Source organism: Pseudarthrobacter sp. 10T415, from assembly GCF_056394175.1.
In genome coordinates this window covers 323,042-339,808 of sequence record NZ_JBFTHJ010000001.1, presented here as the reverse complement: position 1 = coordinate 339,808, position 16,767 = coordinate 323,042, and the positions used below count along the sequence as shown (strand labels likewise).

The window sequence follows — 16,767 nt, the reverse complement described above, 5'->3', positions numbered from 1 at the left end:
CCCGCCCGGCAACTTTTCTTGTCCGTTTCGGCCCCGCAGGAGGTAGCCGCGAATGCTTAGCCGTATTGCCGAATCCCTATTCTGGATCGGCCGCTATGTGGAGCGGGCCGACGGCACCGCCCGCATCCTCGACGTGCACCTGGAGCGGCTCAACCACCTCCCCATGGAGGAGCGCAAAAGCGTGGCCCAGGAGCTGCTGGCTGTGATGGGAGCAAGGCCCCAAAGCGATGACTTCGGCCTGCCCGAACTGCTGCACGCCCTGGCCTACGACAAGACCAGTGCCACGTCTATCGCCGGGTCCCTGGGCGCTGCCCGCGAGAACGCACGGCGTGCCCGCGAAACGGTCTCCTCAGGACTGTGGGAGAGCCTCAACACCACCTACTACGGGCTTAGCCAGCACCGCAAGGACGTGGTGGGCACCTACCGGTTCTGCAACTGGACCCTGGAGCGCACCGCCATGGTCAGCGGCCTGGCGGACACCACCGTCAGCCACGACGAAAGCTGGCTGTTCCTCGTTTTGGGCCGGTCACTCGAGCGGGCCGACATGACCGCCCGCATGCTGTCCACCAGGGATGTCCTCTCCGCAGGCATGTCCTGGGTGAACATGCTCCGGTGCGCCGGCGCCTACGAATCCTTCCTCCGGACCCGCCGGGCAGCTTTCGGTGACCAGCACGCGGCCGAGTTCCTGCTCCTGGACCGGCTGTTCCCGCGCTCCATCGTGTACGCACTGCGCGACGCCGACGAATGCCTCGCCAAGCTGGACCCCTCAGCCCAGCGTGTGGGTTTCATCAACGATGCCCGCCGGATCGTGGGCCAGGCCCGCACGTTCCTTGAGTTCCACCGGACGGACGACCTCATGTCCGAGCTGCCCGAACACATGGAACGCGTGCAGAAGGCTGTGTCCCAGGCCTCGGATGCCATTTCCCGTAAGTACTTCAATCAGGCGGACGAACTGGCCTGGGTGGGAGAAGTTTCATGACCCGGCTGAGCATCGTCCACCGGACGGCGTACAAGTACAACAAGCGCGTCACCCTCTCATACAACGAGGCGCGGATGACGCCGCTGACGGACTCCCAGCAGGTGGTCCTCGAGTCAGTGGTCAAGGTGTCCCCGTCGCAGGCGGCCGTGAGCACCTACCGCGACTACTGGGGGACCAGGGTGACGGCCTTCGACATGCAGATGCCGCACGACCACCTGGAAGTCATCTCCAACATCACCGTCGAGGTCCACCGTGCCGGGAAGATCCCGTCCGAGTCCGACATCGCCGGCTGGGATGTGCTGGCGTCGCCGGAAACCCTTAACACCCACAGCGACTGGCTGCCGCAGTCACGGCTCAGCGGTCCGGGTGAAGAAGTCCTGGGCATCATCCCCGGCGTTGTTGCCGGCAAGAACCCGCACGAAGCGGCCATGGCCATCTTCGCCTGGATGCGCGGCGAGATGACCTACATGTCCGGTTCCACCGCCGTCACCACGAACGCGGAAGAGGCATGGACGCAGCGGCAGGGCGTCTGCCAGGACCTCGCGCACCTGGCCATCGGTGCCCTGCGCAGCTGCGGCATCCCCGCACGCTACGTCTCGGGCTACCTGCACCCTCGGTCCAGCGCCGGCGTGGGAGAGACAGTTGCCGGCCAGTCACACGCCTGGCTGGAGTGGTGGGACGGGGACTGGCGCAGCTGGGACCCCACCAACCACAAGCCTGCCGGGGACTTCCACGTCACCGTGGCACGCGGTAGGGACTACCGGGACGTCACTCCGCTCAAGGGCATCCTGTCCGGCGGCGGCGGATCAGCCCTGAACGTCAGCGTGGAGATAACGCAGCTTGCCTGACCGGTGGCGTGCGCACCGCGCGCACGCTGCCGGCGCCTACTCGTGGGCGGACTTGGCCGAGCTGCTGATCTGGGTCCACCAGGTCATCGGCTCGGTGACCTTGAACCGGCGGCCGGTAACGGAGTCTGGGGTAATCCGGACGAACGCGTCCTTCCGGCCCGCCTGCCAGGGGAAGAGATAGAGCCGCGACGTGTCCAGGACGTCTTCGGCCCTCTTCACCACTTCGGCGGTTCCCTTGACCACCACGCTCCAGGCCAGTCCGCTCTCCGGATCGACGCCGTCGGCCTCCACGGCCACGGCCGCGTCTCCAGACGCGGCCGACAGCTTGGTGCCCTGGCCGGTGCGGAACACCACCGTGCCGCCGTCCACCGTGTAGTTGATGGGGAAGATATCCGGGCGGCCGTCAGCCACGACGGCCAGCCGGCCAACGGAGACAGTGCGCAGCAGGGCCCAGCATTCGTGGTGCTCGAGGTTCTGGACGTCAGGTGATGACTCGTTGCTCATGCCGTGAGCATACGCCTTTCACCAGGGGCTGGGCTTGTAATCCTTGAGGAAGACGCCGTACTGGTCTTCGCCGTTTTCACCCATGACAATGGGGTCGTAAACCCGGGCTGCACCGTCCACCAGGTCAAGCGGCGCGTGGAAGCCCTCCTCCATGAGGCGGACCTTCGTGTAGTGGGGCCGCTCGTCGGTGATCCAGCCGGTGTCCACGGCGGTCATCAGGATGCCGTCGGAATCCAGCATCTCCTGTGCGCTGGTCCGGGTCATCATGTTCAGCGCGGCTTTGGCCATGTTGGTGTGCGGGTGCCCGGCGCCCTTGTAGGCGCGGGAGAACTGGCCTTCCATGGCGGAGACGTTCACGATGTATTTGCGGTGTGCCGTGGACCGCTGCATGGCCCCGCGGAGCCGGCTGACCAGCAGGAACGGCGCCGTGACGTTGCAGAGCTGGACTTCAAGCATCTCCAGCGGGTCCACCTCGTCCACCACCTGCGTCCAGCTGTTGATGGTGGCCAGGTCCGGGACCAGTCCGCCGGCGTCGATGGCCGTTCCCGCCGCGATGCGTTCCAGTGAGGCGGAACCGGTGGACAGTGCCAATGACGTCACGGCATCCCCGGCGAGGACGGGGTGCTCGGTGACGGTGCCTGCGATGGCCAGCGGATGCTTGTCATGTGCGTGGCCGAACGTCAGCAGCTCCGGTCCGCCGTTGGCCTGCTCCAGGGCTGCGGGCAGCGGTTCGTCCTCGGCATCCACCAGTGGTTTGTAGGCATTGCCGGAGCGGCGGACGGTCTGGGCGGCGTTGTTGATGATGATGTCCAGCGGCCCGGCCTCGTTGAGGGAGTCGGTCAGCGCCATGACCTGGGACGGGTCGCGGAGGTCGATGCCGACAATCCGCAGCCGGTGCAGCCAGTCGGCGCTGTCCTCCATGGCGGCGAACCGGCGGGCCGCGTCCTTGGGGAACCGGGTGGTGATGGTGGTGTGGGCGCCGTCCCGCAGCAGCCGGAGGGCGATGTACATGCCGATCTTGGCGCGGCCGCCGGTCAGCAGGGCGCTGCGGCCGGTGAGATCGGTGCGCGCATCTCGCTTGCTGTGGCTGAAGGCCGCACATTCCGGGCACAGCTGATGGTAGAAGGCATCCACCTGGGTGTAGTGCTGCTTGCAGATGTAGCACGGCCGGGACCGGATCAGGTGGCCGGCCACTTCGCCGGTGGCCGAGGGGGCGAGCTTGTTTCCGCGCGTCTCGTCGTCGATCCGGTCCGGGGCGGCCGTGGCCGTCAGGGCAATGACGGCACGGTCGGCGTCGGCAATCAGGTCGCGCTTGGTGACCCTGCGGTGGCGTTTGACCGCTTTGAACATCTTGCCGGTGGCCCGGCGCACCGAGATGTAGTCGGGGTGCTCCTCGTCATAGACGTGGATGGTGTTCAGGACCTTGAGGCAGGCCTGGATTTCCTCAGGGGTCAGGTCGGGGGAGCTCATTGGGTCAATTTTACAGCGTGGAAACAGGGCATCATGACTGAAGGACCGGAGGCGCCGTGCAGGCGCCGCCGGTCCTTCGACCAGATGTCAGCGGTGGGTCAGGAGACTCGTGCTCCGGGGGAAGCTTCGGCTGCGGCGGCGTGGGTCCGGGCCACCTTGTCCACCGATTCGCGCACCTCCGGGTACTGGTCCGCCGCGGCCTTCACGGCATTGGGAACCAGGTGCAGGTTCTCGGCTGCCAGCTGGCGTTCGTGCTCGCCGGGCTCGGGGACTTCCTGGTACTTGGACAGGACCGTGATGCCCGATTCCGTGACCTTGAAGCCACGTGCCCGGTCGAGGTCCGGGTCCAAACCGATGGCGGCGCCGGCCGGCACCTTGACGTTCTTGTCAATGATGGCCCGGTTGATCACGGCACCCTCGCCGACCTGCACCTTGTCCATCAGCACGGAGTCGATCACCCTGCTGCTGGTTGCCACATACACGTCGTTGGAGAGGACGGAGCCCTCCACCACGCCGCCGGAGATCACCACGCCGCTGGACACGATTGAATCCAGGGCGGTGCCTACCGTGTTGTTGAGGCCTCGGACGAACTTGGCAGGCGGGGAGATGCTTTGCCGCGTGTAGATGGGCCACTCGGAGTTGTAGAGGTTGAACACCGGCAGCGGCGAGATGAGGTCCATGTGGGCGTCGTAGAAGGAGTCGATGGTGCCTACGTCGCGCCAGTAGGTGCGGTCGCGTTCGGTGGAGCCGGGGATTTCGTTGAGTGTGAAGTCGTAGACCCCTGCCTCGCCCTGGTTGACGAAGTAGGGGATGATGTCGCCACCCATGTCGTGCTTGGTGTCGAGCCGTTCGGCGTCCACGTGCAGGGCCGCAACCAGGGCGTCGGCGTCGAACACGTAGTTGCCCATGGAGGCGAGGAACTGGGACGGATCCGCAGCGAGGCCGGGCGTGGTGGCGGGCTTTTCAACGAATGCCGCGATCTTCTGCGGATCGTTCTGGTCCACCTCGATGACGCCGAACTGGTCGGCCATGCTCAGTGGCTGGCGGACGGCGGCAACCGTTGCCTTGGCGCCGCTGTGGACGTGCTGCTCCACCATCTGGGCGAAGTCCATGCGGTAGACGTGGTCTGCACCGACCACGACGACGATGTCGGGGTTGGCGTCATGAATCAGGTTCAGGGACTGGTAGATGGCGTTGGCGCTGCCCAGGAACCAGCTCTTGCCCACGCGCTGCTGTGCGGGGACGGACGCGACGTAGTTCCCCAGCTGGGTCGACATGCGCCAGGCTTCGGAAATATGCCGGTCGAGGCTATGGGATTTGTATTGGGTGAGGACCACAATTTGCAGGTAGCGCGAATTCACCAGGTTGGAAATCGCAAAATCGATAAGGCGGTAGCTGCCGGCGAAAGGCACCGCGGGCTTCGCCCGGTCAGCCGTCAGTGGCATCAGTCTGTTTCCCTCGCCACCTGCGAGGACAATGGCCAGGACTTTTTTATTCAACGGCATAGTGGTCGCTCCTGTACGCCTTCGTAACTCCCCAAGACAGTCCGGTACGCCCGGACTCCTTCACACTAGAACAGTTATGCGTGAAGGACTACCTTGGGTCTTGTGCGAATAGATATTGTGACTAAAGAGTTCCCGCCGGAAATTTATGGTGGCGCCGGGGTGCACGTCGCCGAACTGAGCAGGGTGCTTAGTAAGCACGTTGACCTGCAGGTTCGTGCCTTCGGTGCTCCACGCGACGCCGACTATCACGGGGCAGCGGTGACTTCCTACGCTGTGCCGGAAGACTTGGGCTCCGCCAACGCCGCCGTGCAGACGCTGGGCGTGGACCTGAGGATCGTTCCGGACATCGCGGGCGCCGACCTGGTCCACTCGCATACCTGGTACGCCAACATGGCCGGCCACCTGGCCTCGCTGCTGCACGGAATTCCGCATGTTTTGAGTGCCCACAGCCTGGAGCCCCTGCGGCCGTGGAAGGCGGAGCAGCTGGGTGGCGGCTACGCCCTGTCCTCCTGGGTCGAGAAGACAGCGTATGAGGCTGCCGCCGCCATCATTGCCGTGTCCGAGGGCATGCGGCAGGACATCCTGCGCAGCTACCCCGACGTGGATCCGGAGAAGGTCCGGGTGGTGCACAACGGCATCGATGTCGAGATGTGGACGCGTGACGAAAACGACGACGCCATCCGTGCGCTGGGCATTGATCCCGCCAGGCCAAGTGTCGTCTTTGTGGGAAGAAACACGCGGCAGAAGGGGGTTCCGTACCTCCTTCGGGCAGCCGCGAAGCTTCCTGATGACGTCCAGCTCGTCCTGTGCCTGGGCGCGGCCGACACCCCGGAACTGGCCGCCGAGACCGCCGCACTCATCGAGGACCTGCAGAAGCAGCGGACCGGCGTGGTGCTGATCGAGCGGATGTTGCCCCGCCACGAGCTCATACAGGTTCTGAGCCACGCCACCGCCTTCGCCTGCCCCTCCATTTACGAGCCGCTCGGCATCGTTAACCTCGAGGCCATGGCCTGCGGTGCCGCAGTGGTGGCCAGCGCCACGGGTGGCATTCCCGAGGTGGTGGAGCACGGCCGGACCGGGCTGCTGGTGGACCTTGAGCAGGTCACCGACGGTACCGGGACGCCGCTGGACCCCGAAAAGTTCGTCAGTGAATTCGCGGCCGCCCTCACGGAAGTCGTGTCCGATCCGGCCCGCGCGAGGGCCATGGGCCAGGCGGGCCGCGAGCGTGCCGAAAAGCACTTCTCGTGGGAGTCCATCACGGAGACCACCCTCGAGGTGTACCGCTCGGTGCTGCCCGCCGTCAGCTGACGTCCCCCAGCAGTACGACGACGGCGCCGCTCCCCGTGGAAGGGAAGCGGCGCCGTCGTCATGCCAGGACTTTGCTCTGGGGCGGTGGTGGGCCGCTGGCGGGCTTTAGGCTTTGCGGCCGCCGGCTTTGCGGGCCAGCAGCACCTTTTCGTCCACGGGGGTCTGTCCGCTGGCACGTTGGCTGCGGAAGTACGCGCGGGCCTCATCCTGGCGTACCTTTTCGGCGCCGGTGGCGATGGTGGCGCGGACGTGTTCGTCGCCGTACCCGAACGCGTCCACCAGGTCCAGTGCGTGCGGCCTGATCTTCTCGAGCAGCCTGTTGATGTAGCCGCCTACGGTACGCGCCCGCTGCATGGAGAGCCTGCCGTTCATGAGGTACCAGGAGAGGTTCTTCTCGATCAGGGACAGCCCGAAGAGGTCACGCAGCCAGGTCAGGACCTTCTTGGTGCCGGGGTCGCTGACGTCGGCGAGCGCCTCGGTGAAGGCCTCCCACTGCAGCAGTTCGGCGTGGGCCTGCGCAGCGTCGATCAGTTCGTTCTGGTGGCGGTTGAAGAGGGCCGCGCCCTTGTCCTGGGGGAGCCGGTTGCTGCCCTTGAGCGCGGTGGCGGCCTCAGCGACCATGGTCTGCACCCGGTCGGTGAGGAGGGCCCGCTGTCCTTCCTCGTCCCGCAGGGCGATCGCGGCCTTCTGCACGGAGCCGGTGTCGGTGATGAACTGTGCCACCTGGCGCAGGCCGGTGCGGTGGATCGCCGCGCCGGTGGCCTGCCCCACCACATAGCGGGCCAGGACACCGAAGTCCACGTTGCGGAACTCCTTGGCGTAGTCGGCCAGCAGCCGCTTGGCAACGAGCTGCAGCAGCACGGTGTTGTCGCCTTCGAACGTGGCGTAGACGTCCAGATCGGCCCGGAGCGAGGCGAACCGGTTTTCAATCAGGAACCCGGCGCCGCCGCAGGCTTCGCGGCATTCCTGCAGGGTGTCCAGGGCATGCCAGGTGCTGAGGGGCTTGAGGGCCGCCGCAAGGGTTTCGAGGTCCTGGCGGTCCGCGTCGGTGTCCGCGGCGCCGGAGAAGACGTCGTCGAACTTCTGCAGCAGCTGTTCGTGCGCAAACCCGGCGGCGTAGGTGGTGGCGAGCCGGGTGAACAGGCGGCGCTGGTGCCGCTGGTAGTCCAGCAGCACTTCCTCGTCCGTGTGGGACGAAGCGTTGAACTGCCGGCGCTCGGTGGCGTACTGGATGGCGGCTTTCAGCGCCACCTTGGATGCCGCCACCGCTGCACCGTCCAGGGACACCCTGCCCTGGACCAGGGTTCCCAGCATGGTGAAGAAGCGCCGGCCGGGGTTGGCGATGGGGGAGCTGTAGGTGCCGTCGGCAGCGACGTCGCCGTAGCGGTTGAGCAGGTTGGTGCGCGGGACCCTGACATTGGTGAAATGCAGCCGTCCGTTGTCGATCCCGTTGAGGCCGCCCTTGATTCCGTCGTCCTCACCGCCGATGCCCGGCAGGAATTCCTTGGTGTCCGGGTCGCGGAGGTCCACATAGAAGGCGTGGACCCCGTGGTTGACGCCCTGCGTCACCAGCTGGGCGAACACCACTGCGCCGAGTCCGTCCGTTGCGGCGTTCCCGATGTAGTCCTTCCAGGCAGCGCGGAAGGGCGTGTGGATAACGAATTCCGCGGTGCCGGGGTCGTAGGTGGCAGTGGTGGCGATGCTTGCAACGTCGGAGCCGTGTCCGGTTTCGGTCATGGCGAAGCAACCGGGGATTTCAAGGCTCATGATTCCGGGGAGCCACTTGGCGTGGTGTTCTGCTGTGCCAAGGTGCATGACGGCTGAGCCGAACAGTCCCCACTGCACCCCGGCTTTGATCTGCAGCGACGGGTCCGCAACCACCAGCTCCTCGAAGCCGGCGATGTTGCCGCCGTGGTCGTCGGAGCCGCCAAGCTCGGAAGGGAAGGCGCGGTGGACCGCCCCGTTGTCAACGAGGTACTGCAACTGCCCGAAGACCCTGGCGCGGTGGTCCGTGTGGGTCTCGCCCTCGACCTTGTGCAGTTCGGGACGGGCGGCGAGCTCCCGCGCCTGGCGGCGGACATCCGCCCACTTGCCCAGGAGGTGCCTGCCCAGCGCTTCGGTGTCGACGGCGGGCAGGGGGCGGTCCGTGTGGGCAGGGACCCGGGCGGTTCCGGCCGGCCCGGAGCCCTTGGCGGCGGGGCGGTCCACTACTTCAGTCATGTCAATGTCCTTCGTTGGTGCTGACAGGTTGCTTGGTGGTGCTCGGAGTAGACAGTTCGGGTGCGATGCCGACGCAGAGCCAGTCGGTGATTTGGCGGGCCATGGCGTCCTGGCCCGGTTTGGCGGGGGAGTCAGGGGTGCTGAGCCACTGTTCGCCGGCGTTTCGCACGAGGCCGATGGCGGCCTTGGGCCAGAACCCGATGACCGCTTCCTTCCCGTCACCCAAGTGGGAGCGCATGGGGGTGGCGATCATCTCGGCCACTGCGTCGAAGAAGTGCCCCAGGGCGCCGGAGACGGCCGCCGCGCCGGACGCCTCGGCGTGGCGTGTCACGAAGGTGTAGACGTTCGGGCTGGTGGACGCCATCTGCAGGTAGGCGGAGACCATCGCGAACAGCCCTTCCCGCGGCGTCACAGCGCTCTGAGCGGCCTCGCGGATACGCCGCTGCATCTGGTCCAGGACCACCTCGCCCACCGCCTGCTGCAACCCGGCCTTGTCGCCAAAGTAGCGGTAGAACACGGACTTGGACGTTCCGGCAGCTGCGGCGATGTCCTCCATGGAGGCGTCGCTGCCAAGTGCATGTACCGCCCGCCGGGCCTGCTTGATCAGCTGCCGCCGGCGTTCTTCACGGTGGGACTCCCAGCGGGACGACCTGCCGTCCGGACTGGCTGCAGGGGAGTGCCCGTCGGCGCGTGCTTCAGTTACTGCTCCGGGGATGTTCACGATACCCAGCGTATCAGGTACGCTGGGTATCGGTAACTGCATGCGACCAGAGGAGATACCCATGTCCATTGACGGACAGTCAGCCACCGGCCCCGAAGAGTCAGCCCGCCCAACCGCGGGGGCCACCGCGCTCCGCCGGGCAGTCGTTGTGGGCGGCAACAGGATTCCCTTCGCCCGTGCCGGAGGTGCCTACGCAAAGTCCTCCAACCAGGACATGCTGACGGCGGCCCTGGACGGACTCATTGCCCGCTTCGGCCTCCAGGACGAACGCCTGGGAGAGGTGGCAGCCGGCGCGGTACTCAAGCATTCCCGTGACTTCAACCTGACCCGCGAAGCTGTCCTCGGCTCGGCGCTGTCAGCCGAAACGCCGGCCTACGACCTCCAGCAGGCCTGCGCCACGGGCCTGGAAACCGTGGTGGGCCTGTCCAACAAGATCAAGCTCGGCCAGATTGACTCAGCCATCGCCGGCGGGGTCGACTCCGCCTCGGACGCCCCAGTGGTGGTCAGCGAAGGCCTCAGGGAGGTCATCCTCGACCTCAACCGGGCAAAGACGCTGCCGCAGCGGCTGCAGATCCTCAGCCGCCTGCGCCCCAAGGACCTGGCTCCGCTGGCTCCGGGTACCGCAGAACCGCGCACCGGCCTGTCCATGGGGGAGCACCAGGCCCTCACGACAGCCCAATGGAAGGTTTCCCGGGAAGCCCAGGATGAGCTTGCCCTCAACAGCCACCGCAACCTTGCAGCCGCCTACGAGGCTGGCTTCTTTGACGACCTCATCACCCCCTACCGGGGACTGTCCCGCGACGGCAACATGCGCGCCGATACCTCGGCGGAAAAGCTCGCGTCGCTGAAGCCCGTCTTCGGCAGGAACCTTGGCGCCGACGCCACCATGACCGCCGGAAACTCGACGCCGCTGACAGACGGCGCTTCAACGGTCCTGCTGGCCTCGGACGAATGGGCAGACGCCCGCGACCTGCCGAAGCTCGCTGCCGTGGTGGGCGCTGAGGCCGCGGCGGTGGACTTCGTCCACGGCAAGGACGGGCTCCTGATGGCTCCGGTCTTCGCGGTTCCCAGGCTGCTGGCCCGCCACAACCTGACGTTGGCGGACATCGACTACTTCGAGATCCACGAAGCCTTCGCGGCCACCGTATTGAGCACGCTTGCTGCGTGGGAGGACGAAGAGTTCGGCCGCACCCGGTTGGGCCTGGACGGTGCCCTCGGCAAGGTGGACCGCTCACGTTTGAACGTCAACGGCTCGTCGCTGGCCGCAGGACACCCGTTTGCGGCCACGGGCGGACGCATCGTGGCGTCGCTGGCCAAGTTGCTGCACGCCAAGGGCAGCACGGACGGGCGGCCGGCCCGCGGACTGGTGTCGGTGTGCGCTGCCGGCGGCCAGGGCGTCGTCGCAATCCTGGAATCGGTGTAGGAGGCGGGCATGGCAGACAAATACACGCAACTGGTCAACCAGGGGCTCGGTAAGAACGTCGCCAAGAGGCTTGGACTGCCCCAGCCGGCGCTGCTGCGCCGGTACAACCCGGGGCAGCCCCTGATATCGGGACCGGTCGTCATCCAGGGCGATTCCGCGGCGGCCGACAAATTGGGCGCTGAGCTGTTGTCCTGGGACCTGGACATCCGCCGGCACGCAGTTCCAGGCGAGAAGCTCGGGGCCATCATCCTGGTGCTGGACGAGGTGGAACGGCCGGAGGACCTCGGCAGGACCGTCCTGGGCGCGGCAGCTTCCCTTCGGGACCTCGCGCCAAGCGGCAGGGTCCTCACGGTGTCCCGGCCCGCCGCTGAAGCCGGTTCGCCCGCAGTTGCAGCGGCCCGTCAGGGAATCGACGGGCTCCTGCGGTCCCTCGCGAAGGAACTGCGTGCCGGCGCAACCGGAAACGGCATCCTCCTGGCGGATGGCGTGGACATCATGAGCCCCAGCGCCCTGGGCGCCGTGCGTTTCTTCCTTTCCGGACGTTCAGCGTTCGTGGACGGGCAGTTCCTGAAGATTTCCGACGCCGGAGGCACGCTGCCGCAGGACGCTGGTACACCACTGGCAGGAAAGATCGCAGTCGTCACGGGCGCTGCCCGGGGGATCGGCGCGCAGATTGCCCGCACCCTGCATCGGGACGGCGCCACCCTGGTGGTGGTGGATCTCCCCGCGGCCGGGGACCACCTGGCGGCCGTGGCCAACGAAGTCAAGGGAACAGCCCTGCAGTTGGACATCACCCGTGCGGATGCCGGGCAAAGGATCATCGACCACGCCGTTCAACGCCACGGCCGGCTCGATATCGTCATCCACAATGCCGGCATCACGCGCGACAAGCTCCTCGCCAATATGGATCCGGCCCGCTGGGACTCGGTCATCAACATCAACATCGCTGCCCAGCTTCGGATCAACGAGACGCTCCTCGCATCGGAGCACTTCAGCCAGTCACCGCGTATCGTGACTGTTGCGTCCACCAGCGGGATTGCCGGGAACAGGGGGCAGACCAACTATGCGGCCTCCAAGGGAGGAGTCATGGGCATGGTCAGGGCAACAGCGCCACTGCTGGCAGAAGCCGGCGGCACCATCAACGCAGTGGCACCGGGGTTCATCGAAACAGAGATGACTGCACGGATCCCCCTGGCCCTTCGGGAAACAGCGAGGCGCCTGAACTCGCTCAAGCAGGGCGGCCAGCCCGCGGACGTGGCTGAGACCATCGCATTCCTTGCCAGTGACTCCGCCGGAGGCATCAGCGGTGAAGTACTCCGGGTATGCGGACAGAACCTGGTAGGCGCGTAGTGGCGGCGCAGCCCCTCATCCTGGGAGAGATGCCGTCACTGTCCAAGCTCTACATCAACGCCGCCGCGCAGGCTGCCCGGCGGCGGCTCCTCGGCACAGCCGATTCCTCCCACCTGCCCGAGGAAAGCCACGAGGTGCGCGGCGTCGCGGTGGACGTCGCAAACCTGACCGCCTACCAGCACCTGTTGGGCGAGACCGCCAGCGATGTGCTGCCCGCGGGGTTCGTCCATGCCTTGGCGTTTCCACTGGCCATGAGCGTGATGAACCGGGACGACTTCCCGCTCCCTCTGCTGGGCATGATCCACCTGGGCAACCGGGTGGAACAGCGCGTGCCGCTCCTCTTCACCGAGGCCCTCGACATCACTGCGCGGGTAGAGAACCTGCGGGGGCACCGGTCCGGCACGCAGGTGGACGTTGTGGCAGAAGTCCGCAAATCCGGTAGTGATGCCGTTTGCTGGCTGGGAGTCTCCACTTACCTGGCGAAGGGGATCTTCCTGCCGGGGATCGATAAACCTTCGGCCCATCACGGCAAGCCCGACTTCCGTGCGCCCGATCCGACGGCACTCTGGCAGTTGGGTGTCGACGCGGGCCGGGCCTACGCCGCCGTTTCCGGCGACTTCAACCCCATTCACCTCAGCGTGCTGTCTGCGAAGGCGTTGGGCATGCGCCGGTCGATAGCACACGGCATGTACCTGGCTTCCAGGGCGCTCGCCGACGTCGGCCCTGCCCGCGGTGATTCCTTCATCTGGGAGGTCGGGTTCGAAGCACCGGTGTTCCTGCCGGCGCGGGTTGCCCTGGACATCAGCACTGAACAGGACGGCACAGGCGGCTGGCACCGTTCGGATTTCGTTGCCTGGAACCCGCGGTCCGGGCGGCGCCACTTCACCGGCTCAGTTGCGGCGCTTGAACGCACGGCCGCCGGCACGGGTAGCGAAGGGTCCGGCAAGGCCACTCCCGGCCCCGCCGAAACCGGCGTTTCAGGGCTGGTGCAGGAAGAACGGGTCTAGGAACGCCCGCTAGTCTGCCGTTCGGACGGCCCGAAGGATGCGGTGCAGGCTAAGCAGGATGGATTCCGAAGCGGGTACCGTTCCCTGCTCGGCTTCCCTGGTGGAGGTGGCAGCCATGCACGCGTCCACCGCTGCCTTCGCGGCATCGAAGCGGTCCTGGTGCCCCTGCTTGTCATCATCCCCGTAGGACGTCAGCAGGTCTCCGGCGGCCGTCATCGCCTCGGACAGGGGTTTGCTGTCCTGAACCGGCACCTCGTAGGGGACGTCGCTTTCCCAAATGACATCGGTGAGCACGTCGGTCATGTCCTGGATGTGGAACGTCACCCGCTCCAGCTCCCGCAGGTGCCTGTAGTCCTCGTCCACGTCGCGGGGATGGAACCTCCGCCTCGGATTGCCCCGGCGGCTGGCATCGGCTTCCCTGACGAGGTGGCGTACGGAGCGTGTGGCAGCTGCCAGTTCATCGGACCGGCGGGACCATTCGGCATGGGCGGGCGGCCACTCCTCCCGGAGCGCCTTCCCCATGTCGGTCAGCTGGGTCCCGAGTGCACGCCGCAGTTCGTCGAGGCTGGCTGCGGCTGCGTTGAAGTGCAGCGGTGGAAATATCACGAAGTTCACGCCGATGCCCACGGCCACACCCACACCCATCTGCACCAGGTAACCGAACGAAAAATCGTCGGGGTGGCTGTTGCCCACCAGCAACACGAGGAGGGCCGCCGTCGGAATCCAATCACTTCCGGATCCGATGCCGGGCAGGCCGCCCAGGAGGACGCCGATGCCCATGAAGATCGCCACGGTAAGGGGTGAGGGATCGGTAAAGGCCACGAGGACGAATGCCAAGCCGATGCCGACGGCGAGGCCGGCCAATGCCTGCAGCCCCTGGCGGACCGAGCCGGCGATGTTGTGGTACATCGCCACCAGGGCTCCCAGCGGAGCGTAGTAGGGGTAGTCCGCAGCTGCCCCGGGCATCAGGGGTGCAATCAGGAAGGCAAGCCCGGCTGCGATGGCCGCTTTGGCGGCCAGCTGGAGCCGCTGGGCGGCGAAGGCGGCCGTGAGTCCGGAGACCGCCCGCTTCAGGATCTCGGTTCCCCGGCCCCATATGACTTGCGTTCTGGCTTGCGGCGTGCTCATCCGCCCAACCTTAGGGTGGTTTTACCCGCAACCCCAAAAGGCGCAGGTCAGGGCGCCGGATGGCTTGTGCGTTCTACGCCAGTGCGGCCGCCGAGCGCCGTACTGCGGCCGCCAGCCGATGGGCCCTGCCGGGCGTCCGGCCGTCCTCGGCCCGCTGCGGAATGTAACCGAAACCGAGGGAGTAGGCCGGGTCCGCGAAGCCAAGCGCGGCGTTGGCGCCTTCATGGCCGAAGGCCCGGTGGCTGCCAAAGTTGCGGGAGGGGTGAGGTTTCATGAAGACCACGGCGAAGGCGTTGTCCAGGCCTGACGAACGGTCCAGTCCCCAGACCTGTTCGGTGGACATCCGGCGGACTGTGTCCTCGCCGAGGAATGGTTCTGAGTTGTCCGCGCCAGTGGTGGCCGCAGCGTACAGGCGGGCAAGGCCGTCCGCTGAGCCCACGCCTCCGGCGGCTGACATTCCGGCTGCGCGGACACTCCGGATGTTCGGGAGTTCCATGATGGTGCTGACCGGTGAATTCGAGTTCAGCCCGTCCAGGCTCAGTGGATCGAGCCATGGCTGGTCAGGTTCAGCGGTGTACAGGACGTCCCTGTAGCGGTGTTCCTCTTCGTCGGGCAGCCCCAGGAAGAAGTCCACACCATACGGGATCCGGATCCGACGGTCGTAAAGGTCCTGCAATGACTCTCCCGACGTCCGCCGGCAAAGCTCCTCCATCAGGATGCCTATGGTGAGTGCGTGGTAGCCGAACTGCCGTCCCGGTTGCCACACAGGCCGGGCTGAAGCCAGCCTGGCCGCAGCCCCGGCTGTTGTGAACTCGGCCAACCCAAAGCCACCTTCGATGCCCGGCAGCCCCGCCTGGTGCGACAGGGCCTCACGTACCAACAACCGGTCCTTGCCGTGCACCCCAAACTCCGGCCAATAAAAGGCCACGGGCCGGTCGAGGTCAAGGACGTTCTCTTGCACCAGGAGAGCGATCACCATGGCGGCGACGCCTTTTGAACATGAGTAAGCCCCGGTAACGCTGTCCGCGGCCATGCCCGGGCCACCGGTCAACCCCACCACCCGCACACCGCCGTGGTACGCCGAGAGCTGTGCGCTGTAGTTCGGGTCTTCTGCCAGGAAGGACTCAAATAGGTCCAGGACGTCTTCGAAGCCGGCGGCTACCGCGCCGTGGGAAATCTGCATCCCCACATTGTAGGGGAAACCGCTTTCCGCCTAGCGGGCCGCTCCGTGCCCAGGCTCTACTTCCTCGCCCTTCCTTACTGGCCCTGGTGGCGTTCCGTCGCCGAAGGGCCGTCCGCCGAGCGCTTCCCGGCCGTGCGCTTCGAGCCACCCGGACAGGTCCGGCCCGGCCGGGACGATGCCGGTGGGATTGATGTCCTCGTGAACGATGTAATAGTGCTGTTTGATCTGCACGAAGTCTGTGGTGTCCCCGAAACCGGGAGTCTGGAAGAGGTCCCGGGCGTAAGCCCACAGGGCCGGCATTTCGCTGAGCTTTTGCCGGTTGCACTTGAAGTGGCCGTGGTAAACCGCGTCAAAGCGTGCCAGCGTCGTGAACAGGCGGACATCCGCTTCGGTGATGGTGTCGCCAACCAGGTAACGCTGAGCGGTGAGGCGGTCCTCCAGCCAGTCCATGGCTGTCCAGAGCCGGTCGTAGGCGGCCTGGTACGCCTCCTGGGATCCTGCGAACCCACACCGGTACACGCCGTTGTTCACTTCGGTGAACACCCGCTTGTTCACGGTATCGATCTCATCGCGGAGCGGTTCCGGATAGAGGTCCGGGGCGCCCGGCCGGTGGAATTCAGTCCACTCCGTAGAGAAATCCAGCGTGATTTGGGGAAAGTTGTTGGTCACCACAGCGCCGGTGGGCACATCCACCAGGGCAGGAACGGTAATACCCCGCGGGTAGCCGGGAAAACGCTTGAAGTAGGCCTCCTGCAATCGCTCAATGCCCAGGACCGGATCCTTTCCGCCGGGATCAAGGTCGAACGTCCAGGACCGGGAATCATGCGTTGGTCCAGGCTGCCCAAGGGAGATAGCTTCCTCGAGGCCCAACAGCCTGCGTACGATGACTGTCCGGTTGGCCCAGGGGCAGGCCCGTGCTGCAACCAGCCGGTAGCGTCCTGCTTCGGCGCGCCAGCCTGGCTCGCCGTGGTCCCCGGGCCTGCCATCCCGGGTCACCCGGTCCTCGATGTAATTGGTGTCCCGCGTAAACTCCTGGCCGCCGGTGACGTAGGCGCCCCGGGTGCTGTGCTCCCCGGTTCCGCCGGCGGTCAGGGTGCTCTCCGTGTCGTGGCTCATCTGCC

14 protein-coding genes are annotated in these 16,767 nt (G+C 66.3%); 6 read left to right on the top strand and 8 right to left on the bottom strand.

From position 1 onward, the window contains the following. Nucleotides 1–52 precede the first annotated feature (52 nt). On the top strand, nt 53–979 hold the full coding sequence (locus tag AC1DBN_RS01610; protein ID WP_015937078.1) for an alpha-E domain-containing protein: 927 nt from the start codon (nt 53–55) through the stop codon (nt 977–979). Continuing rightward, entirely contained in the window at nt 976–1,827 is an 852-nt protein-coding gene (locus tag AC1DBN_RS01605; RefSeq protein ID WP_091720186.1) for a transglutaminase family protein, read from the top strand. Before AC1DBN_RS01610 ends, AC1DBN_RS01605 begins: the two co-directional genes overlap by 4 nt. A gap of 36 nt (nt 1,828–1,863) precedes the next feature. On the opposite strand, the gene AC1DBN_RS01600 is transcribed toward AC1DBN_RS01605, so the two are convergent. From AC1DBN_RS01600 to glgC, 3 genes are all read right to left on the bottom strand, one after another. Then, nucleotides 1,864–2,331 (bottom strand): pyridoxamine 5'-phosphate oxidase family protein, encoded by a 468-nt coding sequence (locus AC1DBN_RS01600; protein WP_091720189.1) that lies wholly within the window; start codon nt 2,329–2,331, stop codon nt 1,864–1,866. Nucleotides 2,332–2,349: 18 nt separating this feature from the next. Then, a complete protein-coding gene (locus AC1DBN_RS01595) occupies nt 2,350–3,801 on the bottom strand; it encodes an SDR family NAD(P)-dependent oxidoreductase (RefSeq protein WP_091720191.1) in 1,452 nt (483 codons plus the stop codon). 98 nt (nt 3,802–3,899) lie between these two features. Beyond that, a complete protein-coding gene (gene glgC, locus AC1DBN_RS01590; protein WP_091720194.1) occupies nt 3,900–5,306 on the bottom strand; it encodes a glucose-1-phosphate adenylyltransferase in 1,407 nt (468 codons plus the stop codon). Nucleotides 5,307–5,408: 102 nt separating this feature from the next. Between glgC and glgA the strand changes: the two genes are divergently transcribed. Next, nucleotides 5,409–6,614: a glycogen synthase gene (glgA, locus tag AC1DBN_RS01585; protein WP_477722472.1), complete on the top strand. Its 1,206-nt coding sequence runs from the start codon at nt 5,409–5,411 to the stop codon at nt 6,612–6,614. A gap of 105 nt (nt 6,615–6,719) precedes the next feature. On the opposite strand, the gene AC1DBN_RS01580 is transcribed toward glgA, so the two are convergent. After that, entirely contained in the window at nt 6,720–8,834 is a 2,115-nt protein-coding gene (locus AC1DBN_RS01580; RefSeq protein ID WP_477722471.1) for an acyl-CoA dehydrogenase family protein, read from the bottom strand. 1 nt (nt 8,835) lies between these two features. Then, nucleotides 8,836–9,597, bottom strand: a complete 762-nt coding sequence (locus AC1DBN_RS01575) for a TetR/AcrR family transcriptional regulator (protein WP_390896720.1) — start codon at nt 9,595–9,597, stop codon at nt 8,836–8,838. Nucleotides 9,598–9,616: 19 nt separating this feature from the next. Between AC1DBN_RS01575 and AC1DBN_RS01570 the strand changes: the two genes are divergently transcribed. The 3 genes from AC1DBN_RS01570 to AC1DBN_RS01560 are packed head-to-tail and all read left to right on the top strand — an operon-like array spanning nt 9,617 to nt 13,335. Further along, entirely contained in the window at nt 9,617–10,978 is a 1,362-nt protein-coding gene (locus AC1DBN_RS01570; protein ID WP_091720202.1) for an acetyl-CoA C-acetyltransferase, read from the top strand. Between the two features lie 9 nt (nt 10,979–10,987). Then, nucleotides 10,988–12,328, top strand: coding sequence for a 3-oxoacyl-ACP reductase (locus AC1DBN_RS01565; protein WP_091720204.1), 1,341 nt, complete (start codon nt 10,988–10,990; stop codon nt 12,326–12,328). Continuing rightward, nucleotides 12,301–13,335 (top strand): MaoC/PaaZ C-terminal domain-containing protein, encoded by a 1,035-nt coding sequence (locus AC1DBN_RS01560; protein WP_477722470.1) that lies wholly within the window; start codon nt 12,301–12,303, stop codon nt 13,333–13,335. The genes AC1DBN_RS01565 and AC1DBN_RS01560 overlap by 28 nt, the downstream gene beginning before the upstream one ends. 9 nt (nt 13,336–13,344) lie before the next feature. Here AC1DBN_RS01560 and AC1DBN_RS01555 read toward each other — a convergent pair whose 3' ends face one another. The 3 genes from AC1DBN_RS01555 to AC1DBN_RS01545 form a co-directional block, all read right to left on the bottom strand. Further along, nucleotides 13,345–14,463, bottom strand: a complete 1,119-nt coding sequence (locus AC1DBN_RS01555; protein WP_477722469.1) for an FUSC family protein — start codon at nt 14,461–14,463, stop codon at nt 13,345–13,347. A 73-nt stretch (nt 14,464–14,536) separates the two neighbouring features. Then, the gene (locus tag AC1DBN_RS01550) at nt 14,537–15,646 is read right to left on the bottom strand and encodes a serine hydrolase domain-containing protein (RefSeq protein WP_477722468.1); all 1,110 of its coding nucleotides are present in this window, start codon (nt 15,644–15,646) and stop codon (nt 14,537–14,539) included. A 30-nt stretch (nt 15,647–15,676) separates the two neighbouring features. Further along, nucleotides 15,677–16,762 carry a glutathione S-transferase family protein gene (locus tag AC1DBN_RS01545; protein ID WP_091720215.1) on the bottom strand — a complete coding sequence of 362 codons (1,086 nt, stop codon included), beginning with the start codon at nt 16,760–16,762 and terminating at the stop codon, nt 15,677–15,679. Nucleotides 16,763–16,767: the final 5 nt, after the last annotated feature.

Coding starts and splice junctions, on each gene's coding strand:
- AC1DBN_RS01610 (WP_015937078.1), top strand. CDS start 53: ATGCTTAGCCGTATTGCCGAATCCCTATTCTGGATCGGCCGCTATGTG.
- AC1DBN_RS01605 (WP_091720186.1), top strand. CDS start 976: ATGACCCGGCTGAGCATCGTCCACCGGACGGCGTACAAGTACAACAAG.
- AC1DBN_RS01600 (WP_091720189.1), bottom strand. CDS start 2,331: ATGAGCAACGAGTCATCACCTGACGTCCAGAACCTCGAGCACCACGAA.
- AC1DBN_RS01595 (WP_091720191.1), bottom strand. CDS start 3,801: ATGAGCTCCCCCGACCTGACCCCTGAGGAAATCCAGGCCTGCCTCAAG.
- glgC (WP_091720194.1), bottom strand. CDS start 5,306: ATGCCGTTGAATAAAAAAGTCCTGGCCATTGTCCTCGCAGGTGGCGAG.
- AC1DBN_RS01580 (WP_477722471.1), bottom strand. CDS start 8,834: ATGACTGAAGTAGTGGACCGCCCCGCCGCCAAGGGCTCCGGGCCGGCC.
- AC1DBN_RS01575 (WP_390896720.1), bottom strand. CDS start 9,597: ATGCAGTTACCGATACCCAGCGTACCTGATACGCTGGGTATCGTGAAC.
- AC1DBN_RS01570 (WP_091720202.1), top strand. CDS start 9,617: ATGTCCATTGACGGACAGTCAGCCACCGGCCCCGAAGAGTCAGCCCGC.
- AC1DBN_RS01565 (WP_091720204.1), top strand. CDS start 10,988: ATGGCAGACAAATACACGCAACTGGTCAACCAGGGGCTCGGTAAGAAC.
- AC1DBN_RS01560 (WP_477722470.1), top strand. CDS start 12,301: ATGCGGACAGAACCTGGTAGGCGCGTAGTGGCGGCGCAGCCCCTCATC.
- AC1DBN_RS01555 (WP_477722469.1), bottom strand. CDS start 14,463: ATGAGCACGCCGCAAGCCAGAACGCAAGTCATATGGGGCCGGGGAACC.
- AC1DBN_RS01550 (WP_477722468.1), bottom strand. CDS start 15,646: ATGCAGATTTCCCACGGCGCGGTAGCCGCCGGCTTCGAAGACGTCCTG.
- AC1DBN_RS01545 (WP_091720215.1), bottom strand. CDS start 16,762: ATGAGCCACGACACGGAGAGCACCCTGACCGCCGGCGGAACCGGGGAG.